Here is a 20,645-nt window from a genome sequence, read left to right as displayed (position 1 = left end):
ATTAACGGGAGGTTAACATGAAACAGACATATCAGCCAAAGAAAAGACAGAGAAAGAAAGAACACGGCTTTCGCAAAAGAATGGCCACCAAAAACGGAAGAAATGTCCTCAAGAGAAGAAGAGCCAGAGGCAGAAAAAAGCTTTCCGCATAAGAAGAAACGGCGGGAAGACGTACTTCGATATCAGAAGGATTTTGACAGGGTTTACAGAAAGGGCAAATCAGTGGGCGATCGATATGTCGTCGTGTTTTGCCTGAAAAATAATCTGGACCACAACAGAATATCCTTTCTGGCCAGCAAGAAGGTTGGCAACAGCGTTCGTCGCAACAGGGCGCGCAGACTGATGAAGGAGGCGATGCGCCTCAGCGGGATGCGCCTTCCCTGCGGATATGATTTTGTAATCATCGCCCGTAATACGATCGACGGAGCAAAGTGTCAGCAGGTGCAGAAATCGCTGGAATCTGCGTTCAGAAGAACCGGGGTATTGAAAGAAGTGAAATGAAGTATATTAGCAATTTTGTAAGAAGGATATTTATATTGCTGATACGATTTTATCAGATATGTATTTCGCCGCTGTTTCCGGCTACATGTCGATTCTACCCTACATGTTCGACTTACTTTATCCAGGCGCTGGAGAAGTACGGGCCGATTAAGGGCACATATTTAGGAATACGGCGGATCTTGAGGTGTCACCCCTGGAATCCGGGGGGATACGATCCTGTTCCGTAATGGAGGAAATGAATGGATTTTTTTGGTATACTCGCTACACCGTTAGGATGGATCTTGACGTGGCTGTATGATATGGTGGGAAATTATGCGATTGCACTGATTATCCTGACTGTTATCGTGAAGCTCTGTCTGTATCCGTTCTATAAGAAGCAGATTCTTTCCACTGCAGGGATGTCAGAAATGGGTCCAAAGCTGCAGGCGATCCAGCGGCAGTACGCGGACGACAAGGAAATGATGAATCAGAAAATGACCGAGCTTTATAAGGAGGAAGGAGTCAACCCGATGGCAGGATGCCTGCCGATGATCATCCAGATGATCGTGATTATGGGTCTGTTCACACTTCTTCGTTATCCCTTGAAGTACGTTCCTTCGGAAAGCATGTACTTCGCGGTTCACGAAAGTTTTCTGTGGATTAATGACCTGGCGCAGCCGGATCCCTGGATTCTTCCGATCCTGGCAGGAATCGCCACATTTGCGTCCTTCTATATGTCACAGCAGAATGGCGCGATGCCCGGACAGGCTCCGAACAGCAGCAACGCCATGATGAACGTCATGAAATACGGATTTCCGATCATGATCGTCTGGCTGGCGAAGACCTACGCTGCAGGACTGGCGACCTACTGGTTCCTGAGTCAGTTTATCCAGATTTTCTATAATATCCGGTTCAATCAGATTCGCAGGAAGATGAAAGAGGAAGCGGAGGCGAAGAAAAGAGGGAAGAAGCACGCGAAGGCGGTTGCCAGAACGTAGCGACATGATCCGCGCCTGCGGTGCGCGGATTTATACAAGGAGTAAATATGGATGTAACAGAAAAATGGGGCGATGATGTAGATTCCGCAGTGGAGCTTGCTCTTGCGGACCTCAAACTCACAAGAGACGAGGTTGACGTCACTGTTCTGGAAGAGCCAAGCCGGGGATTCTTCGGTATCGGTTCCAAACTTGCTCTGGTCAGAGTTGAAAAGAAGAAAAAACCCGAGGAGGAAGAGCCTGAGCCTGAAACAAAGAAGGCGAAAGTCTTCGACGCAGCGTCTGAAACAAAGAAGCCGTCGACCCGGAATCGTTCTGAACAGTCTCCGCGGAAACCGTCTGAGAAGAAAAATCGTCATCGGAAGGCTGAGTCCTCCCGCAACGATCTTGACGAAGCTCCCGTACAGCGGAGCAGCAAATTGGAAGAATTGGATTTCCACAAGACAATGGATGTTCTTCCAATCTGTGAAGAACATCCGGCAAAGGAGTTCCTGGAGGAAGTTACAGAACAGATGGGGCTGAAACTCAACATGGTTGTCCGGGCGGATGAGAATAATGTCTACGTAAATATCGACGGAAACGATTCCGGCACGATCATCGGGAAGAGAGGGCAGACGCTGGACGCGATTCAGTACCTGACCAGCCTGGTGGTGAACAAGGACAGAGACAACTACGTTAAGGTCGTCGTTGACGCAGAAAACTACAGATCCAAGCGGGAACGCACATTGGAGCAGCTGGCCAGAAAGCTGGCGAACAAAGTTGTTCGCACCAGACGTTCCGTGAAGCTTGAGCCTATGAACCCATATGAGAGGAAAGTCATTCACGCTACACTGCAGGATGATCCTCGTGTAACAACGCGAAGCGAAGGACAGGATCCTTATCGCAGGGTTATCATAGAACTGAATTGAGAGACATAGCCCGCATCCTGCGGGCTTTTATACTATGATGAAGAATACAATTGCAGCAATTTCTACGCCTTATGGAGAAGGCGGCGTCGGGATCATACGCATCAGCGGAGATAATGCGGAGGAAATCCTTCGGAAAATCTTTGTTCCCGCAGTGCCCGGGGATCCCGTTAACAGAAGAATGACATACGGTCATATTGTGGACGAGGAACAGAACATCGTCGACGAGGTTCTTTGCGTTCTGATGAAAAAACCGAAGACTTATACTGCAGAGGATGTGGTGGAGATAAACTGTCACGGAGGGATGGTTCCGCTGAGGAAAACACTGGAACTGGTGCTCCGATCGGGAGCACGGGCAGCAGAGCGGGGCGAGTTTACAAAGAGAGCCTTTCTGAACGGCCGTCTTGACCTGACGCAGGCGGAGGCGGTGATGGACCTGATTTCCGCGAAGACAGACAGAACCTACGATGTGGCCGTGGAGCAGATGGAGGGAATACTGAGCCGGAAGATCCGGATGCTCCGGAATATGCTGCTGGATGTGCTCGTGGACCTGACAGTGAATATCGATTATCCGGATGAGGATATCGAGGAACTGACTTACCGGAAACTTTTCACCGGGCTGGATTCTGTCCGTCAGCAGATTCAGACGCTGATCGACAGCGCCGATACCGGCCGGATTCTCAGGGAAGGACTGAAGGTAGCGATTATCGGAAAGCCGAACGTCGGAAAATCCTCGCTGATGAACGGACTGCTCCGGGAATCCCGGGCCATTGTAACAGAAATTCCCGGAACGACGAGAGATACGATAGAGGAAAGTCTGAGCATACGCGGTATCCCGGTAATTCTTACCGATACGGCCGGTATCCGCAGGACGGATGACAAGATAGAGTCAATCGGAATCGAACGGTCCAAGGCCTCCTTCAACGAGGCGGATCTTGTGATTCTTGTGCTTGACGGGAGCAGGGAACTGGAGCAGGAGGATTATGACATCATGGAGCATGTCAATCCTTCCCGCACGATCGTGCTCATCAACAAATCCGATCTTCCTCAAGTGCTGTCTGCCTCGGAGATCTCATCGGCGCTGAAGGGAGCACGGACGGTATCCGAGAGCATGAAGGATATAGAAGGACTGAAAGCATTGGAGGACTGCATCGTTTCTCGTGTGGAAACAGATACGTCCGCCCGTCGTGAAAGTATACTGGTGACAAACGCCAGGCATCGCGATCTTCTGGAAGAAGGAATGAGGTCCCTCTGCGACGCCATCGATGCGGTTCTGAGAAAAGAACCTCTGGAAATTATTGAAATTGATGTGAACAGCGCATATGAGCGTCTGGGTGAAATTATCGGAGAGGCGGTTGCGGATGATATTCTGAACGAGGTCTTCTCCAGATTCTGTCTTGGAAAGTAGGGAACAATGGAACAGATCGTAATGGACCGGTACGATGTTATCGTCGTGGGAGCAGGGCATGCCGGCTGTGAGGCAGCGCTTGCTTCTGCGCGCATGGGAAACAAAACGATGATTTTTTCAATCAATCTTGAGGCTATTGCCATGATGCCGTGTAATCCGTCTATCGGAGGAACCGGCAAAGGACATCTGGTCAGAGAGATCGATGCGCTCGGCGGAGAAATGGGTGTCAATATCGATAAGACTTTCATCCAGAGCCGAATGCTGAATACAGCGAAGGGACCGGCCGTTCATTCGCTGCGTGCGCAGGCGGATAAATATCAATATCATCTGGAGATGAAAAAGACTCTGGAGAGGCAGAAGAATCTGGATATGAAACAGGATGAGGTTGTGGATCTGCTGACAGAAGAAGGCAGAGTCTGCGGCGTTGTGACCAGAACTCACTGCATTTACCGGAGCAAGGCGGTGATCCTCGCCACGGGAACATTCCTGCGTGGAAAAATATTCATCGGCGACAGCAGCTTCCCCGGCGGTCCGAACGGACTTGCCCCTTCTGAAGAACTGGCGGAAAATCTGCGGAAGCACGGAATGAAACTCCGACGGTTTAAGACAGGCACGCCGGCCCGTGCTCTTGCCTCGACCTTTCATTATGACAAAATGATTCGTCAGGACGGAGATGAGAAGATCGTTCCTTTCTCCTTTATGAATGAGCATCTGGAGCGGGAGCAGGTTCCCTGCTGGCTTACGTATACAAATGAAGAGACGCACCGTGTCATCCGGGAGAATTTTCACCGGTCGGCACTGTTCGGTGGAGAAATCGAGGGCGTCGGTCCCCGTTATTGTCCTTCCATTGAGGACAAAGTGAAACGTTTCGCGGATAAAAAGCGCCATCAGCTTTTCGTCGAGCCGGAGGGGCTGGATACAGAGGAAATGTATATTCAGGGAATGAGTTCAAGCATGCCTGAAGATGTACAGCGGGAATTTTACCATACGATTGAAGGACTGGAGGATATACGGATCACGCGGGCGGCTTATGCAATCGAATATGACTGTATTGATCCTCAGGAATTGAAGTTGAATCTGGAATACAGGAATATCGGCGGGCTGTTCTGTGCCGGTCAGTTTAACGGTAGCTCCGGATATGAGGAGGCGGCTGCACAGGGACTGATGGCCGGAATCAACGCTTCACTGGAAATAAATGGAAGAAAATCCTTTATTCTAGACAGAAGCGAGGCTTATATTGGCGTTCTGATCGACGATCTCGTGACCAAAGGTACTAATGAACCTTACAGAATTATGACGAGCAGAGCGGAATATAGGCTGGTTCTGAGGCAGGACAACGCAGACGAGCGTTTGACAGAGAAGGGATACGCCCTGGGACTTGTGTCAGAAGAGCGTTATCAGCGTTATCTTTCCAAAAAACAGGAGGTTGAACGAGAGATCAGCCGTCTGAAAAACACGTCGGTTACACCTTCAGACGCATCGCAGTATCTGGAGGAACGCGGCAGCTCTCCGCTGCAGAACCGGGTTTCGCTTTACGATCTACTCCGCAGACCGGAAATTGATTATGATTCGCTTACTGAGATTGATCCGGAGCGCCCGCAGCTTTCCTCTCATGCCAGAGATTGTGTGCAGGTCCGTATCAAGTATCAGGGTTACATCACCAAACAGCTCCAGCAGATAGAGAGGTTTAAAAAACTGGAGGATAAAAAGCTTTCACCGGATCTGGATTATGACGGTATCCGCGGGCTGCGCCTGGAGGCTGCTCAGAAGCTGGGCCGGATTCGTCCGCTGTCTGTAGGCCAGGCCGCCAGAATCTCAGGTGTTTCGCCGGCAGATATAAATGTTCTGCTGATCTATCTTGAGAAGCAGAAGAGGGGAGGACTCTGATGGACATGATGGCTGAAGAGATGACAAAGAAAAAACAGAGAGAAATGATGCGGGATACTCTCGGAGAGATGGGGATCCGGTGCACAGAAGAAGACAGCCGCAGACTGATGGAATATATGCGACTTGTGCTGGAGAAGAACCAGCATATCAATCTCACATCCATCACCGACCCGAATGAATTTATTCTGAAGCATTTCTTGGATTCCGCCGCCGTGATGAAGCTTCCGGAATACGGAGCCGCAGATACCGTTCTCGATCTGGGAACCGGCGGAGGGTTTCCCGGCGTTCCTCTGGCAATACTGACTCCGGGCAAACAGTTCACTCTGATCGATTCCTTGCAGAAAAGAGTCCGCGTTGTGGAGGAAATGTGTGGGGAGATTGCTTTGACAAATGTGAATCTGCGGCACGGTCGTGCGGAAGATCTCGGCAGAGATCCCCGGTATCGTGAGCAGTTTGACCTGTGCCTTTCCAGAGCAGTTGCCAATATGGCTGTTCTTGCGGAATATTGCCTGCCCTTTGTAAAGACGGGAGGATACTTTGTTTCCTATAAAGGATCGGACATAGAAGAAGAACTCAGTGCCGCGAAAAAAGCGATTCGTGTACTGGGAGGGCGGATTGCCGGAGTGGAGGCTGTGAATACAAAGGGACTCGGGCATAACTTTGTTATAATCCGAAAGGAAACCTCCACACCCGCCCGATATCCAAGGCAGGCCGGCAAGCCGAAAAAAACGCCGATACGATAAACCGGTCATCCTCAGCTACGTACCCGGGATAGAGAACGGATGGGAAAAAGATCACATCAGATAGCCGAAAATCCTTGAAAATCAGCGATTTACAATAAATGTTTCACGTGAAACATTTATTTTTTACCGGAAACTATGGCAAATGTCACGGGGGTATATTATAATAGAGGAACAAGTAAACATGTCAGTAATGAGGAGGATAAAATTGGGTAAAGCAATCGCTATTTTTAATCAGAAGGGCGGCGTTGGAAAAACCACGACCAACATCAATCTCGGAGCGTGTCTGGCGCTGAAAGGAAAACGGGTCCTGATGCTGGATATCGATCCTCAGGGTAATACCACAAGCGGTATCGGCGTTTCAAAAAAGGAACTGGAGTATACCGTTTACGAGCTCCTCATTGAGGACAATTTCGACCCGAGGGACGCTGTGCTGCATACCAGTGTAGAAAACCTGGACCTGATTCCGGCGAATGTGGATCTGGCCGGAGCGGAAATTGAAATGGTCCAGCTGGAAGGGCGCGAGAAACGGCTGCAGAAAGCAATCGACAAGATCCGGAACGATTACGACTATATTTTCATCGACTGTCCGCCGTCGCTCGGACTGCTGACCATCAACTCTCTGAGTGCGGTGGAATCTGTGCTGATTCCTATTCAGTGCGAATTCTATGCGCTGGAGGGAGTAAGTCAGCTGATGAGCACGATCGAACTTGTGCGTAAGAATCTGAAGCCTGATCTGGAAGTGGAGGGCGTCGTCCTCAGCATGTTTGACGGACGTACCAATCTTTCGATTCAGGTGGTTCAGGAGGTCAAGAAGTACTTCGGAGCAAAGGTCTATTCCACTGTTATTCCCAGAAACATCCGGCTTGCGGAAGCGCCGAGTTTCGGAATGCCTATCGTCGAATACGATCCGCGGTCCAAAGGAGCGGAGGCGTATCGTGAGTTTGCAGAGGAATTTCTTGAAAGAGAGGGCGTCTTATAATGAGCGGGAAGTCTCCTAAGAACAGAGGTCTGGGGAGGGGGCTGGACGCTTTATTCGCGGACCAGGCTCCCATCGACCCGGGCAGAAATAATGAAAATATGGCAGAAGGTTTGGATGAGAACAGTATCATCTATGTTGATATTAATGATATAATTCCCAACCGCAACCAGCCGAGAAAGACCTTTGATCCTGAAAAGATCACAGAGCTCAGTGACTCTATTCGCGAGCACGGTATTATTCAGCCTCTGGTCGTTCGCCACTCAGACAGTCATTATGAGATTGTCGCCGGTGAACGAAGATGGCGTGCCGCGAGGGAAGCAGATCTGGATACAGTTCCGTGTATCGTCAGAGAGTTTACCGATGAAGAAAACATGCTTGTGGCGATTATAGAGAACATGCAGCGGGAGGACCTGAATCCCATCGAGGAAGCCATGGGCCTCAACGAGATGATCAAGGCCTATGGTCTGACTCAGGAGGAGGTCTCCAGAAGCGTCAGCAAAAGCAGACCGTATATTACCAATTCCCTGCGATTGCTGAAGCTCCCGGAAGAGATTCGGGATCATGTCAGAGCGGGCAGACTTACCACGGGACACGCGCGGGCACTTCTGGGAGTGAAGAGTGAAGCGCGGCAGAAGGAAATCTGCGACAGAATTATCAGAGAGGGAATTTCTGTCCGGGAAGCAGAGAAACTGGCTTCCGGAGGAAAACCGGGGAAAAAGACTCCGGCGAGAAGAGTGAAAAGTCCGGACACCGTTTCGGTGGAAAATGAACTGAAGGAAATATACGGAACGAGAGTCTCCATCAATCAGAAGGGGAAGAAAGGAACAATCGAACTGGAATTTTACAGTCGCGAGGAATTGAACCGACTTATCGATATATTGAAATCAGTGGAGTAGAGGGCAATGTTTCATGTGAAACATTTTCCGGCCGCAGCGGCGGAGATGCGAGGGGAACGGTGCGAGTGAACAGAACAGTCGAAGAATAACTGCTGCCGGATCATGTGAGGAAGAGTAAATGAGTGAAACCATATTTGAAAAAAAACTGACGGAGAGCGTGCCTTTTCCGATGTGTGTTGTGGATCAGAAAGGGAAGATCGTTGGATTCAACTCGCGGATCAGTGACGTTTTTATATATGACGAGATCACCGGAAGCGATTTTTTCGCACTGACGGGAATCCGTATTGATGATCTCATGACGGCGGCGGAGACCGATGTCTACCGAACGATTGAGCGCAACGGAAAGAAATTCCGGCTGTTTTCCAGTTTGAACGGAACGGCGCCTCCCAGCAATATGCTGGTATACTTTTACGATATAACCCGGTACGAGTCTCTGAAGGAAACTTACGAGGAAGAGAGAACCTGTGTCTGCATTATCCGCATTGACAATTACGATGAACTGATTGCCAGTACACTGCCGGACATGCGTATGCAGATTTCCACGCAGGTGGACAAGACGATCCGGAAATGGGCGTCGGACATCCGGGCTTCGATCATCAATAACAAAAGCGACGAGTACGTGATGTACTTCCAGCATTCCTATCTGAAGGGTATGGTGGACAGCAGATTCGCGATACTCGATGAGATCCGGCAGATAGAAACAGAGGCGGATTTCCCGATGAGCCTTTCCATCGGCGTAGGAAACGGAGGCGAGACGATTCTGGAGACGGAAGAGGCGGCCAGCGCGGCACTGGATCTGGCGCTGGGGCGGGGCGGCGATCAGGCAGTGGTCAAGCGGTACAATCAGATCGATTACTATGGCGGAAAACTCCAGACTGTGGAGAAGACGAACAAAGGAAAGTCCAGAGTAATCGCTCACATCCTCCGCCAGATGATCGAGGACGCTGGACGGATCATGATCATGGGACATACCAATCCGGATATGGACTGCTTCGGCGCAGCGCTGGGAATGGTACGCGTATGCAAGATGCAGGGCAAGGAAGCTCACATCGTGCTGGACGAGGTCAATGATTCCCTCCGGGTGATTTATAAACAGGCCAAGGAGTCTTCCAAATACAGTTTCATTTCCGGAGAGCGGGCACAGGAACTGGCAAGCGATGACACGTTGCTGATCATCGTAGATACCCATAGGCCGGGATATCTGACCTGCCGGCCGCTGATTGACAAGGTGGGAAAAATTGCCATTATCGATCATCACCGACGGGCGGCCGACGCCATTAAGGATGCGGATCTATCGTATATTGAGTCCTATGCATCTTCAGCGTCGGAGCTGGTATCGGAAATTCTTCAGTATTCGGGACGCAAGCGTGCGCTCTCCAAATTAGAGGCAGAAGCGCTTTTGGGAGGAATTACCATTGATACCAACCGGTTTGCCGTCAAGACCGGCGTCCGGACCTTTGAAGCAGCGGCGTGGCTGCGGCGTTCCGGAGCGGATACTACAGAGGTGAAGCGTTTCTTCCAGACTGACATGGATGCATTCCGCGTTCGGGCCAGGAGCATTGCGGCGGCGCAGCTGCATGATAACGGCATCGCCACCTCTGTCTGTGAGGGCTACAACCGGGACGCACAGATCATCAATTCGCAGGTTGCGGATGAGTTGCTGAATATCAAAGGCGTCCGGGCATCCTTTGTCGCCAGCAGAAACGATGCAGGAAAAACGGTTGTGAGCGCCCGTTCCCTGGGCGCACTAAACGTACAGGTGATTATGGAGAAGCTGGGCGGCGGCGGACATCTGACCACCGCGGGAGCACAGGTCGAGGAAAGCCCGGAAGAGGTTCTAGAACTGATTAAACACATTATTTCAGAGGAAAAGGAGTGACATAGATGATTGTAATTCTCAAGAGAGATGTAAAAGGCAGCGGCAAGGCCGGTGATATTGTTAAGGTGAACGATGGTTACGCCCGGAATATGCTGATCCCGAAGGGATGGGCGATTGAGGCGACGAAGGGTAACGTGCATACACTGGAAAAGGTGAAGGAGAAGCAGGCGGAAGAAGAAGCGGCGAGAAAAGCCGCAGCGGAATCGACGGCTGAGAAGCTCCGTGATCTGGAGGTGGTCATCCGTACCAAGGCCGGCGAAGGCGGAAGACTGTTCGGCAGCATTACATCCAGAGATATCGCGGAGGCGCTGAAGGAACAGCACGACATCTCGGTAGACAAGAAAAAAATCCAGCTGCCCCAGCCGATTAAGGCGATGGGAAGCTTTGATATTAATGTGAAACTGTATCCGGGGGTGGCCGCTAAACTGAATGTGAAGGTGACAGACTGATGGCCGAGAAGATCCCTCCTCATAATCTCGAGGCGGAGCGCTCTGTTCTGGGCGCGGCGATGCTGAGCAAGGACGCTCTTTCAGACATTATCGAACTGGTACGCCCGGAGGATTTTTATGACGGGGCGAACAAAGATATCTTTACCGTGATGATGGATCTGTTCCGGGAGGATAAGCCGGTGGATATCGTTACAGTGTGCGATGAGATGAAGAACCGGAAAATACTGGAGAAGGCCGGCGGACGAAGCTATGTGGCGTCTCTTTCCAGCGAGGTCCCTTCCGCCACCAACGCATCAGAGTATGCGCGGATTGTTGCGGAAAAGGCTTCCCTGCGGAAACTGATTCTGACCGCAGAAGAGATTCGGGAGAAGGGTTTCGATGAGAACGAGGATCCGGGAGAAATTCTGAATTATGCGGAGCAGTCTATATTCGGAATCGCCCAGTCCAGGCAGAGTCACGATTACACGCCGTTGAAAGAGGTCCTGTTCACGGATATCGACATGCTGGACGAGGCGGTACGCAATCAGGGCAAGATCACCGGCGTTACGACCGGCTTCAGAGAACTGGATAAGGTGACCTATGGACTGCACAAGTCCGATCTGGTGATTCTGGCTGCGCGTCCGGCGATGGGAAAAACCGCCTTCGCCCTCAACATTGCGCAGAATGCTGCGGTGAAAGGCGGTGCATCAGTTCTGATCTTCAGTCTTGAGATGTCCAAGGAACAGCTGGGGCAGAGACTTCTGGCAATGGAAGCCCGGGTGGAGATGGAGAACATCAAGAAGGGAAATCTGGATCGGGAGGACTGGGATCGTATTATGCTTGCGGCGGATACTTTGTCCAAAGCGAACATTAACATCGATGATACGCCGGATCTCAGTGTGTTTGAGATTAAGAACAAATGCCGTCGACTGAAGACTGAGAAGGGTCTGGATCTGGTGGTCATCGACTATCTCCAGCTGATGAAGTCGGATGGACGGTCGGAGAGCAGGCAGCAGGAGATCAGCAATCTGTCCCGGTACCTGAAACTGCTTGCCAGGGAGATGGACTGTCCGGTTCTGGTTCTGTCCCAGCTGTCCCGTATGCCGGAACAGCGGCCGAACCACAGACCGATGCTGTCCGACCTCAGAGAGTCCGGCGCCATCGAGCAGGACGCGGATATCGTCATTTTCCTGTATCGGGACGATTACTATAACGAAGAATCCGAAAAACCGGGAATCTGTGAGGTCAATCTCGCCAAACACAGAAGTGGTCCGACGGCAACCATTGAGCTGACATGGGTGGCCCGGTATACTAAATTCAGTGATAAGGCATAATCGGGGTGAGGCAGAGCGTGAGTTTCATCAAAGGAAAAGTCACAGATTTCTATCTGCACGATTCACAGATAGAAAATATTTTTATCAATGAATACCTGCCAGCGGCGCCGGGAGATTTTGTCAAGGTATACCTGTTCGCATATATGTACGCCGAGTTCGGTATGGAGATGACGGACAAAGTAATCGCCAAGCAGCTGGGTGTTTCCGAGAAAAAGGTGGCAGAGGCGTGGACCTACTGGGAAGAGGTGGGCGCTATCCGCAGGCACTACATCGGCGCTTCCGGGAAGGCTGATTACGCAGTGGAATTTCTGAGCCTGAAGGAACTGATGTACGGCAGCGGCGAAGCGGTTTCCGACAGTGCGGAGAAGCAGGAGGCGGTCTTCGGCGATGAGCGCTTCCGCGAGTTGTTCGATGAAATTGAGCAGACTATGGGGCGCAGTCTCAGTTCTACGGAGATCCGCAGCGTAATCTCCTGGATCATGGACGACAGGATCCCGCCGGAAATTGTCACCTACGGAATCGGCTACTGCGTAGAAAAGGGAAAAAACAGCTTCCGGTATATCGAGAGTGTCATACGGCGCTGGACGGAGAACGGGCTGTACACCGTGGACGAGGTGAACCATTATTTGGAGGAAATCGACCAGAGATTCTACCAGTACCGCCGGGTTCTGCAGGCGCTGGGTCTGACCCGCAACGCCACAGAGAAGGAGCGGGAGATGATGGACCGCTGGTTTGACGTATACGGATACAGCATGGATCGCGTTCTGGATGCCGTCGGCAAGACTACCGGGATTACGAACCCGAATTTCAGCTACGTCAACAAAGTGCTGGAAAATTGGAAGGAGGACGCAAAGCGCCGGGGCGACAACGACGTGAACAAAAAAATCACGGTGACTCAGGCGCAGCTGAAGGAATATTATTTGTACCTGCGGGAACGCTCCGAACGGGATGCAGAAAACAGGACACAGGAGGTGTATGCGCAGATCCCGCGCATCCGCGAGATCGACCAGCGGATGCAGCAGCTGGGAACCGCACTTTCCAAGGCACTGATTGAAGGCCGGGAGAGCGAGGTCGGCGCAGGAATCAATAAGGAGAGAGATGATCTGGAGGAAGAACGTGCGGTTCTTCTGACTGACCATAATTTTGAGCTGGACTATACAGATAAGAGATATTTTTGTAACAAGTGCCATGATACAGGCATCACTGACATGGGAGAGCCTTGTTCCTGCAGGGGGAAGCGTATGGAAGAGGCTGAGATCTGGCTGAAACAAAAAGCGGGTATGGAAAATGGAAAGGAAAACTAGGAGAAATACCGGAAGAAGAAAAAAGAGAGTGCGGATCAACAAGACCCGCATGGCGCTGACCGTGGTAATTTTAATCGTCGGGATAATTTTCGCGCTTTCGGTCAAGAACATCGTGGATCTCCGCATCGAACAGAAAAATCTGAAAAAAGAGAACGTGGAGCTGAAGGCAGAGAAGAAGAAGCTGGAGGCAGAGCTGAAGAATGTCAACGACAAGAACTACATCGAAGAACAGGCGCGCACACAGCTGAACATGATCAAGCCGGGCGAGATCCTGTATATCACAGGAGACGATGACAACAAAGGAAAATCCAATGAAAAGTAAGATACGAGAGGTGATTATCGTAGAGGGGCGGGATGATACCGCAGCGGTTCTCCGCGCGGTGGATGCCCAGACGATAGAGACCCACGGTTTCGGAATGAGTGACCGGATGTGGGAGCAGATTGGGACTGCCGCACGGACGCGTGGAATCATCATCTTCACCGATCCGGACCGAGCCGGTGAAAACATCCGACGCAAGGTAAAGGAGCGGTTTCCGGAAGCCGGAGAGGCCTTTCTGCCCAGAGATAAAGCACTGCGGGGAACGAATATAGGCGTGGAGAACGCTTCTCCGGAGGCGATCCGCGAGGCTCTTGCCCGGGCCCGCTGCACCAAACAGGATGAAAGTGAGGTCTTCACTATGGAAGACCTGGAGGCCGCGGGTCTGTGCGGCACAGAAGGAAGCCGGCTTCGCCGGGAGAAGGTTGCGGCCGTTCTGGGAATCGGCTACGGGAACAGCAGACGGATGCTGTCGAGACTGAACGGATTTGGAATAACGAGAGGGGAATTTTATGGAGCTGTACGATCCATCTGTAATCCGGGCGATCCGGAATAAATACGGTTTTCAGTTTTCCAGAAGTCTGGGGCAGAATTTCCTGACGGATAAGGGTGTCATCGACGGCATCGTCGACGGCGCGGAGATCGGACCGGAGGATCTGGTCATTGAAATCGGACCGGGAATCGGCGTGCTTACCTGCGCCGCTGCGGAAAAAGCGGGCCGTGTGGTTGCCATCGAGATCGACCGTAGACTGATCCGGATTCTGGCGGACACACTGGCCGGATACGACAATATCCGCATCATAAATGAAAATGTTGTGAAGATGGACCTGTCATCCTTGATTTCTGAGGAAGCGGGTGTAAAATACAAACATGTGAAGATTATCGGAAATCTTCCCTACTATATAACGACGACGATTCTGATGAAGCTTCTGGAAAGTCACCTCCCTGTGGAGAGCATCACAGTCATGATGCAGAAGGAGGTGGCAGAGCGGATTAAAGAACCGCCGGGCTCCCGCGCTTACGGCGCGCTGTCTGTCGCGGTGCAGTATTACTGCGAGGTGAGCGTGGTTGAGGAAGTTCCGAGAGAGGTATTTCTTCCGGCGCCGAAGGTGGATTCTACGGTGCTGCGTCTTGATATGCGCCCGGAGCCCCCGGTGAGCCTGCTGGATGAGGCGATGTTTTTCCGCTGTGTCCGGGCAGGCTTCGGGCAGAGGCGGAAGACTCTGCTTAATTCCCTGACCGGAGCCGGCTTCAGCAAGGATGCCATAAGGGAGTGCCTGGAGAAGGCCGGCATTGATCCCCGGCAGCGGGCCGAGACTCTGTCGCTGCAGGATTTCGCTGCCGTTGCCAATGGCTTTGTAACAGGGGATAACGGGTAAGGAGATACAAAAGAGGAAACTTGTTTATGAAGAAAATAAAGGACTTGAAAATCGTTTCAGACAAAGGCATCCGCTATGGGATGGCGCGGTACGCGATATGGGCCTGCATCGTCAATCTGATTCTGGAGACACTGGAACGCCAGAGCATCCCGGTACTGGGCGGAATTATTTTCGTGTTTACACATCCGCTGCTCTTTTTTTATAACGCGCTGCTGATTTTCGCTACGCTGTCAGTCTGCTTCCTGTTCCGGCGGCGGATATTTCTCGCGACGATCATATCCGGCCTCTGGATCGCCATCGGAATCGCAAACGGTGTGATTCTGACGCAGAGAATGACCCCCTTCACGATGAAGGATCTCAGTGCCATGACGGATGGTGCCACGATCATGACCAACTATATTTCCCGTACAAAGCTGATTGTGATGGTCGCCTCCCTGGTGATCATGGCAGTCGTGCTCGTATGGCTGTTCGTCAAGGGACCAAAAGTAGAGAAGGGAAAGCTGAAGCTGAAGAGGAATCTCCTCGTGGTGATTCTGATTATCCTTACAGCCTTTGGCAGTACAGTCGGGCTCCTGAAAATCAACGTGCTCAGTACATTCTTCGGAAATCTTGCTTATGCGTACCGGGATTACGGCGTCGCGTATTGCTTTGTCAACACCTGGCTGAATCAGGGAATTCACAAGCCTTCCGGCTATTCTGAGGAGAGTGTGAAGAAGGTGATTAAGAAGAGCGGCATCAGCAAGAGCGGGACGGTGAAGATCACGAAGACAAAGAGCAGGGACAGCGAGGACGGGCCGAACATCCTGTTCCTGCAGTTGGAATCCTTCGTGGACCCCACTTTGTTCACCAATGTTGAGTATTCGCAGGATCCCATTCCGTACTATCGTTCACTGATGAAGAAGTACTCCTCCGGGTCTCTGACGGTTCCGGCCTGCGGCGCCGGCACGGCGAATACGGAGTTCGAGGTGATGACCGGAATATCGGTCAAATTCTTCGGACCGGGCGAATATCCGTTCAAATCTGTCCTGAAGGACAAGACTGCGGAGAGTTTGGCCTGGGATCTGAAAGATATCGGCTACGGAACTCACGCGATACATAATCACAGAGCCATGTTCTATAACCGCAACGAGGTGTTCAACAATATCGGCTACGATACCTTCACCTCGCTGGAATACATGAGCGGTGCGGAGAAGACGCCGAAGAACTGGGCCAAGGACAAAATACTGACTTCACAGATTATGGATGCGATGAAATCCACAAAGAGCCGGGACTATATCTATACGATTTCGGTGCAGGGGCACGGAAAGTATCCTAGTGAGAAGATGATCGCCGATCCCAGGATTAAGGTAACGAAGGCGCCCAGCGAAGAGGCGAAGAACGAGTATGAATACTACGTCAACCAGATTTACGAGATGGATCAGTTTGTAAAAAAACTGACGGAGACTCTTTCCAGATACGATGAAAAGGTGGTTCTGGTCATGTACGGCGACCATATTCCGGCACTGAACATCACCGAGGACACCTACAAGGCGAAGGATCTCTACCAGACTCAGTATGTAATCTGGAGTAATTATAAGATGAAAAAGCAGGACAAGGATCAAGCGGCCTATCAGCTGGCAGCCGATGTGCTGAACCGTGTGGGGATCCATACCGGCACGATTTTCAGATACCACCAGAACGTCAGCCACAAGTCCGCATCCTACCTGCCGAACCTGAAGCTTCTGGGATATGATATGCTCTACGGACAGGAGTACATCTACGGCGGAAAGAATCCGTTCAGGAAGGCCGGCATGAAGATGGGTGTCAAAAAAATTAAGATCACCAAGGTGGTCAATGTGGGCGGAAAATATTATATCAAGGGCCAGAACTTCACGGAGCAGAGCAAGATTACGCTGGACGGAAAGCAGCTGAAGACCGTCTATCTGGGTCCGAGCCTGCTGGGTCTGCTGGAGGAGGTCGATCCCAACGACGCTTCCAAGATGAAGGTCAGCCAGATTGATAAGAGCAACAATTCGATTATCAGCACCACAGAGTAGGAGAATATTGCCCCGGCGAATGTCGGGGCGTTTTCATCCGCGCGGGCGGCCAGGCGGGCGCCGGAGGGCACTGAAGAGCGCCTGAGAGAACTGAAGTGTGCGCAGCGAAAATCTTCCGCGCTGTGACGACGGTTTTTTCGTCCGTGCGGAGAGAGAGGAGAAGGAATGGTAATCAGAAAAATTGCGGCGGTGTATTTCAGCGCTGCGGGAGGAACAAAGGAAGTAACAGAGCGCATCGCGGCGAAACTTGCAGAGCAGTACGCCGCGGACACCGGCGGTACTGAGAATGAGAACGCCGGAAGAGACACCGCGGACGCCGGAGGTATCGGGGATAGGGATGCCGGAGAATATGCCGCGGACGCCGGCAAGACCGGCGCTCCGGAGGTGCGAACCGTTGATTTCACGCTTCCCTGCGCTCGAACAGAAAACTTTGTATTCGACAGGGAGACGCTGGTAGTATTCGGTACGCCCACTTATGCGGGCCGCGTTCCTAACAAGGTCCTACCCATGATTCGTGATCTGTTCAGAGGTAACGGGGCACAGGCGGTTGCGGTGGTCACCTTCGGAAACAGAAATTTCGACAGCTCGCTTACAGAGCTGACGCAGGAGCTCAGCGGACTGGATTTTGTTCCTGTCGCGGGAGCCGCTGTGGCGTGCCGCCATGTCTTCTCGAAAAAAATCGCTCCGGGACGGCCGGATGCAGAGGACCTGGCGAAGGTGGACAGGTTTGCGGAACAGGTGAAAACTAAATTAGACGATGCGTCAGAAACCGGAATGGATACAGCGGAAATCGCATCTATTGCGGGGCGTGAAGAGGTGGGTCCGTATTATACGCCCCTGGGGAGAGACGGCCTGCCCGCGAAGTTCCTGAAAGCTAAAGTTCAGACGAATCTTATCAAATGCGATGACTGCGGAATCTGCGCCCGCGTCTGTCCTCTGGGATCCATAGACGTCATGGAGACGTCCCGAGTGCCGGGAATCTGCATCAAATGCCACGCCTGTGTGGTGAACTGTCCTCAGGGTGCAAAGTTTTTTGGCGATCCCGCCTTTCTGTCCCATGTGGCGTACCTGGAGGAACATTATCAGAGACGGGCAGAACCGGCATTTTTCCTGTAGAATCCGGAAATCACTGTAACAGCAAGGAGAGAAAGAAAATGAAAACACTGGAAACAGAGAGACTTATATTGAGGGCCTATACGGAGGAGGACGCGCAGGGGCTTTACGAATATGCGAAGGATCCTGATGTGGGGCCGCGCGCCGGCTGGAAACCTCATGAAAGTGCAGAGGGATCCCGGGAAATCATACGTACAATGTTTATGCCTGTGGAGGCCTGGGCCATTTTCCTTAAGGAGGACGGCAGACTGATCGGAACCATCGGGCTAGAGAATGATCGGCACAGAGATGAGAATTCCAGGGAAATCGGTTATTCTCTTGCGAAGGATATGTGGGGCAGAGGCCTCATGACGGAGGCATGCCGTGAAGTGCTGCGTTTCGCGTTTGAGGAGCTGGGACTTGCGCTGGTGGGAATCTGTACCGCGCCGGACAATGAAAGATCTCAGGGCGTAATCCGAAAATGCGGTTTTGTATACGAAGGGACGATACGCCACTCTTATGAGACCTGGACCGGCGTCTGCCGGGATTCCCGATGCTATTCCATGCTGCGGGAAGAAGCCGAGGAACTGGGAATTGTGGACCGCGGCGCTACAGATAAACAGCCGTCAGCGCGAACTAAGTCCGAATAAATTAATTTCTTTTGCAAGTTATAAATTTGCGGCGAAAACTCCACGGCTTGCCGTGGGGAGCAGTCAGTCACCATTCTACTTTCAAGAGCAAAAGTTAGAGCAGGAAAATGTAGAATTACAAAAAATGGTAAACTTGTAAAATCTTCAAAGGCTGGTGAAAAATAATGCATCACAAACAAAGAAAATCGTTGTTTTTACTGATCTGCTTAATATTTAGCGTTATTCTTTGTAGTTGTGCAAAAAACAAATCTCCTTTATTAGTCCAGAAAAAGGAAAGTGTGAAAGAAATTTCAATTGAATCTAAAGATATTTCTTTAAAGACTTATAAAGACGAGAAAGATATTTCAACGATTATTGAGTATTTAAATGAAGCAAAATGGAAAGCGGAATCCATAAATGATGTACCTGATGAAAAAAAATACGGAACGATTTCTCTTAAAATGGAAAAAGAAACAAAAAAGATATATTTCTATCAAAAGAATAAAGAAAACTTATTAGAAAGCCCTTATATAGGAGTATATAAACAAACATTGTCTGTAGAAAGACTTGTGAAAGCAATAGACGCTCGTTAAATTGGTTTATAAGTCTAATTGTTAGAAAACATTTTATACAAGCTGAAAAAAAACAAACAAAAAAGCCCATATTAAAGAAATTTATCAATAGTACTTTGGTCAGCCATAGTCAGTTATTTCCTGTGTGGAAATCTCCTCCTCCGCGAGAAATTGCGTAGGAATTGAGTCTCTAGGAGTTTTGAAACTTGGTATCTCTGATTGACAGCAAATGTATGCTTTGAACCGTGTGTAAAGTAACTGTATGTACGGTGGTGAGAGGAGGTGAGCGACTAATCGCTCACCTCCCCCATATTATTCAAATACTTTTTTCAACATTTCTAAACTGTAGTTGATTGTCAATCCTCATTTGAATGGGCCATAGTATGTGGATATCTCGAAGAAGAATTATCTATGTCTGGATACTCATGTTGCTGTCCTTTATAGTCTGTAACTATGGTATTACCATCGCTGTCTTTTTCATAGTAATTAGGGCCAAGAGGAACTTTTCCATATCCCTCTGGGATGTCCAATACGTACGTTGGCCAGCAGATTCCGGATACTTTGCCTCGTATCCCCTTGAGTAGCTTCTGTCCGTCTTTTATGCTTGTTCTATAGAAACGAGTTCCCGGAACAAGGTCGCAGTGGTGGAGATAGTATGGTTTAACTCTATTTTCGATAAGCTTTCTGAATAGAAGCTCTAATATCTTTGAATCATCATTAATTTCTCTCAATAGTGCACTTTGGCTGAGCAAAACTACTCCAGAATCAGCTATCTTTTTTATGACTGAACATACCTCATCGGTTAGTTCTGCAGGATGATTACAATGCAATACCAAATAAACAGGTGTAATAGAAGTAAAGAGTTCCAATATTCCTTCGTTTATTGACGATGGATCGACTATCGGAAGTCGTGAATGAACTCTCAGAACTTTAACATGGTCAATTTTCTTTATCCTGTCAATAATGTGATTCAATTTATCTATGTTTGTAAGCAAAGGTTCACCACCAGTTAAAATTACCTCCCAAATATTGTCATCTTCTGCAACATAATCTAATGCGTCATCAATTTGTTTTATGCTGAGCTCAGATTCATTTTCAGGTAATCTCCATTTTCTGAAACAAAAACGACATTGCACCGCACAGTCATTTCTAGGTATCAATAACACTCTGTCAGGATAACGATGAATTAGCCCCCTGACTTTCATATAGTTATCGTCACCTATCGGATCATATATTTCATCGCTACATACATCATATGAGTATTCCGGAGTGAAATCCATCACCTGTCCGGCCATTGGAAATCACCATTCCGGTCAAACGGAAATCAGCATTCCAGAGATGGAAATCACCAATATCCTTTCTTAGAATAGTGATATGCACCTT

At 50.2% G+C, this 20,645-nt stretch carries 22 protein-coding genes; 21 read left to right on the top strand and 1 reads right to left on the bottom strand.

Annotated elements, in window-relative coordinates; translation table 11 throughout:
• Positions 1-17: 17 nt before the first annotated feature.
• The 21 genes from rpmH to FYJ64_RS06215 all read left to right on the top strand — a co-directional run bounded on the left by rpmH (position 18) and on the right by FYJ64_RS06215 (position 19,283).
• Complete coding sequence (gene rpmH, locus FYJ64_RS06310; RefSeq protein ID WP_075713321.1) at positions 18-152, top strand: 50S ribosomal protein L34; 135 nt, start codon at positions 18-20, stop codon at positions 150-152.
• A complete protein-coding gene (gene rnpA / locus FYJ64_RS06305) occupies positions 103-501 on the top strand; it encodes a ribonuclease P protein component (RefSeq protein WP_154574365.1) in 399 nt (132 codons plus the stop codon). The genes rpmH and rnpA overlap by 50 nt, the downstream gene beginning before the upstream one ends.
• The gene (gene yidD / locus FYJ64_RS06300) at positions 498-728 is read left to right on the top strand and encodes a membrane protein insertion efficiency factor YidD (RefSeq protein ID WP_075713317.1); all 231 of its coding nucleotides are present in this window, start codon (positions 498-500) and stop codon (positions 726-728) included. The genes rnpA and yidD overlap by 4 nt, the downstream gene beginning before the upstream one ends.
• Before the next feature lie 12 nt (positions 729-740).
• Positions 741-1,478 (top strand): YidC/Oxa1 family membrane protein insertase, encoded by a 738-nt coding sequence (locus FYJ64_RS06295; protein ID WP_154574364.1) that lies wholly within the window; start codon positions 741-743, stop codon positions 1,476-1,478.
• A gap of 47 nt (positions 1,479-1,525) precedes the next feature.
• A complete protein-coding gene (gene jag, locus FYJ64_RS06290) occupies positions 1,526-2,383 on the top strand; it encodes an RNA-binding cell elongation regulator Jag/EloR (protein WP_154574363.1) in 858 nt (285 codons plus the stop codon).
• A 34-nt stretch (positions 2,384-2,417) separates the two neighbouring features.
• Positions 2,418-3,788, top strand: coding sequence for a tRNA uridine-5-carboxymethylaminomethyl(34) synthesis GTPase MnmE (gene mnmE, locus FYJ64_RS06285; RefSeq protein WP_235897135.1), 1,371 nt, complete (start codon positions 2,418-2,420; stop codon positions 3,786-3,788).
• A gap of 6 nt (positions 3,789-3,794) precedes the next feature.
• Positions 3,795-5,675: a tRNA uridine-5-carboxymethylaminomethyl(34) synthesis enzyme MnmG gene (gene mnmG / locus FYJ64_RS06280; RefSeq protein WP_154574362.1), complete on the top strand. Its 1,881-nt coding sequence runs from the start codon at positions 3,795-3,797 to the stop codon at positions 5,673-5,675.
• The gene (gene rsmG / locus FYJ64_RS06275) at positions 5,675-6,418 is read left to right on the top strand and encodes a 16S rRNA (guanine(527)-N(7))-methyltransferase RsmG (RefSeq protein ID WP_154574361.1); all 744 of its coding nucleotides are present in this window, start codon (positions 5,675-5,677) and stop codon (positions 6,416-6,418) included. Before mnmG ends, rsmG begins: the two co-directional genes overlap by 1 nt.
• Before the next feature lie 205 nt (positions 6,419-6,623).
• Positions 6,624-7,397, top strand: coding sequence for a ParA family protein (locus tag FYJ64_RS06270; RefSeq protein ID WP_075713307.1), 774 nt, complete (start codon positions 6,624-6,626; stop codon positions 7,395-7,397).
• Positions 7,397-8,293, top strand: a complete 897-nt coding sequence (locus FYJ64_RS06265; RefSeq protein ID WP_154574360.1) for a ParB/RepB/Spo0J family partition protein — start codon at positions 7,397-7,399, stop codon at positions 8,291-8,293. Before FYJ64_RS06270 ends, FYJ64_RS06265 begins: the two co-directional genes overlap by 1 nt.
• A 118-nt stretch (positions 8,294-8,411) precedes the next feature.
• Complete coding sequence (locus tag FYJ64_RS06260) at positions 8,412-10,172, top strand: DHH family phosphoesterase (protein WP_154574359.1); 1,761 nt, start codon at positions 8,412-8,414, stop codon at positions 10,170-10,172.
• A 5-nt stretch (positions 10,173-10,177) separates the two neighbouring features.
• Entirely contained in the window at positions 10,178-10,621 is a 444-nt protein-coding gene (rplI, locus tag FYJ64_RS06255) for a 50S ribosomal protein L9 (RefSeq protein WP_154574358.1), read from the top strand.
• Positions 10,621-11,934 carry a replicative DNA helicase gene (gene dnaB, locus FYJ64_RS06250; RefSeq protein ID WP_206045564.1) on the top strand — a complete coding sequence of 438 codons (1,314 nt, stop codon included), beginning with the start codon at positions 10,621-10,623 and terminating at the stop codon, positions 11,932-11,934. Before rplI ends, dnaB begins: the two co-directional genes overlap by 1 nt.
• Before the next feature lie 17 nt (positions 11,935-11,951).
• Entirely contained in the window at positions 11,952-13,238 is a 1,287-nt protein-coding gene (locus tag FYJ64_RS06245) for a DnaD domain protein (RefSeq protein WP_154574356.1), read from the top strand.
• The gene (locus FYJ64_RS06240) at positions 13,222-13,560 is read left to right on the top strand and encodes an FtsB family cell division protein (protein WP_154574355.1); all 339 of its coding nucleotides are present in this window, start codon (positions 13,222-13,224) and stop codon (positions 13,558-13,560) included. Before FYJ64_RS06245 ends, FYJ64_RS06240 begins: the two co-directional genes overlap by 17 nt.
• Positions 13,550-14,110 carry a ribonuclease M5 gene (gene rnmV, locus FYJ64_RS06235; RefSeq protein ID WP_154574354.1) on the top strand — a complete coding sequence of 187 codons (561 nt, stop codon included), beginning with the start codon at positions 13,550-13,552 and terminating at the stop codon, positions 14,108-14,110. Before FYJ64_RS06240 ends, rnmV begins: the two co-directional genes overlap by 11 nt.
• Positions 14,067-14,933, top strand: a complete 867-nt coding sequence (rsmA, locus tag FYJ64_RS06230) for a 16S rRNA (adenine(1518)-N(6)/adenine(1519)-N(6))-dimethyltransferase RsmA (protein WP_154574353.1) — start codon at positions 14,067-14,069, stop codon at positions 14,931-14,933. Before rnmV ends, rsmA begins: the two co-directional genes overlap by 44 nt.
• A 26-nt stretch (positions 14,934-14,959) precedes the next feature.
• Complete coding sequence (locus FYJ64_RS06225) at positions 14,960-16,969, top strand: LTA synthase family protein (RefSeq protein ID WP_154574352.1); 2,010 nt, start codon at positions 14,960-14,962, stop codon at positions 16,967-16,969.
• 165 nt (positions 16,970-17,134) lie between these two features.
• Positions 17,135-18,085, top strand: coding sequence for a ferredoxin (locus FYJ64_RS11335; RefSeq protein WP_206045563.1), 951 nt, complete (start codon positions 17,135-17,137; stop codon positions 18,083-18,085).
• 38 nt (positions 18,086-18,123) lie between these two features.
• Positions 18,124-18,711, top strand: a complete 588-nt coding sequence (locus tag FYJ64_RS06220) for a GNAT family N-acetyltransferase (protein WP_206045562.1) — start codon at positions 18,124-18,126, stop codon at positions 18,709-18,711.
• A gap of 164 nt (positions 18,712-18,875) precedes the next feature.
• The gene (locus FYJ64_RS06215; RefSeq protein WP_154574350.1) at positions 18,876-19,283 is read left to right on the top strand and encodes a DUF5301 domain-containing protein; all 408 of its coding nucleotides are present in this window, start codon (positions 18,876-18,878) and stop codon (positions 19,281-19,283) included.
• A 335-nt stretch (positions 19,284-19,618) separates the two neighbouring features.
• Here the strand turns inward: FYJ64_RS06215 and FYJ64_RS06210 are convergent, their stop codons facing one another.
• On the bottom strand, positions 19,619-20,557 hold the full coding sequence (locus FYJ64_RS06210) for a KamA family radical SAM protein (protein WP_154574349.1): 939 nt from the start codon (positions 20,555-20,557) through the stop codon (positions 19,619-19,621).
• Positions 20,558-20,645: the final 88 nt, after the last annotated feature.

Source organism: Hornefia butyriciproducens (assembly GCF_009695915.1).
Classification (GTDB): Bacteria; Bacillota; Clostridia; order Peptostreptococcales; family Anaerovoracaceae; genus Aminicella; species Aminicella butyriciproducens.
This window is presented reverse-complemented; position numbering and strand designations above follow the sequence as displayed.

Excerpts from the sequence above, each read along its gene's own strand:
- FYJ64_RS11335 (WP_206045563.1), top strand. The coding sequence starts at position 17,135 with ATGGTAATCAGAAAAATTGCGGCGGTGTATTTCAGCGCTGCGGGAGGA.
- FYJ64_RS06260 (WP_154574359.1), top strand. The coding sequence starts at position 8,412 with ATGAGTGAAACCATATTTGAAAAAAAACTGACGGAGAGCGTGCCTTTT.
- jag (WP_154574363.1), top strand. The coding sequence starts at position 1,526 with ATGGATGTAACAGAAAAATGGGGCGATGATGTAGATTCCGCAGTGGAG.
- FYJ64_RS06225 (WP_154574352.1), top strand. The coding sequence starts at position 14,960 with ATGAAGAAAATAAAGGACTTGAAAATCGTTTCAGACAAAGGCATCCGC.
- rsmG (WP_154574361.1), top strand. The coding sequence starts at position 5,675 with ATGGACATGATGGCTGAAGAGATGACAAAGAAAAAACAGAGAGAAATG.
- dnaB (WP_206045564.1), top strand. The coding sequence starts at position 10,621 with ATGGCCGAGAAGATCCCTCCTCATAATCTCGAGGCGGAGCGCTCTGTT.
- rsmA (WP_154574353.1), top strand. The coding sequence starts at position 14,067 with ATGGAGCTGTACGATCCATCTGTAATCCGGGCGATCCGGAATAAATAC.
- mnmE (WP_235897135.1), top strand. The coding sequence starts at position 2,418 with ATGATGAAGAATACAATTGCAGCAATTTCTACGCCTTATGGAGAAGGC.
- FYJ64_RS06210 (WP_154574349.1), bottom strand. The coding sequence starts at position 20,557 with ATGGCCGGACAGGTGATGGATTTCACTCCGGAATACTCATATGATGTA.
- FYJ64_RS06240 (WP_154574355.1), top strand. The coding sequence starts at position 13,222 with ATGGAAAGGAAAACTAGGAGAAATACCGGAAGAAGAAAAAAGAGAGTG.
- yidD (WP_075713317.1), top strand. The coding sequence starts at position 498 with ATGAAGTATATTAGCAATTTTGTAAGAAGGATATTTATATTGCTGATA.
- FYJ64_RS06220 (WP_206045562.1), top strand. The coding sequence starts at position 18,124 with ATGAAAACACTGGAAACAGAGAGACTTATATTGAGGGCCTATACGGAG.
- FYJ64_RS06215 (WP_154574350.1), top strand. The coding sequence starts at position 18,876 with ATGCATCACAAACAAAGAAAATCGTTGTTTTTACTGATCTGCTTAATA.
- FYJ64_RS06265 (WP_154574360.1), top strand. The coding sequence starts at position 7,397 with ATGAGCGGGAAGTCTCCTAAGAACAGAGGTCTGGGGAGGGGGCTGGAC.
- rpmH (WP_075713321.1), top strand. The coding sequence starts at position 18 with ATGAAACAGACATATCAGCCAAAGAAAAGACAGAGAAAGAAAGAACAC.
- FYJ64_RS06295 (WP_154574364.1), top strand. The coding sequence starts at position 741 with ATGGATTTTTTTGGTATACTCGCTACACCGTTAGGATGGATCTTGACG.
- rplI (WP_154574358.1), top strand. The coding sequence starts at position 10,178 with ATGATTGTAATTCTCAAGAGAGATGTAAAAGGCAGCGGCAAGGCCGGT.
- mnmG (WP_154574362.1), top strand. The coding sequence starts at position 3,795 with ATGGAACAGATCGTAATGGACCGGTACGATGTTATCGTCGTGGGAGCA.
- rnpA (WP_154574365.1), top strand. The coding sequence starts at position 103 with ATGTCCTCAAGAGAAGAAGAGCCAGAGGCAGAAAAAAGCTTTCCGCAT.
- rnmV (WP_154574354.1), top strand. The coding sequence starts at position 13,550 with ATGAAAAGTAAGATACGAGAGGTGATTATCGTAGAGGGGCGGGATGAT.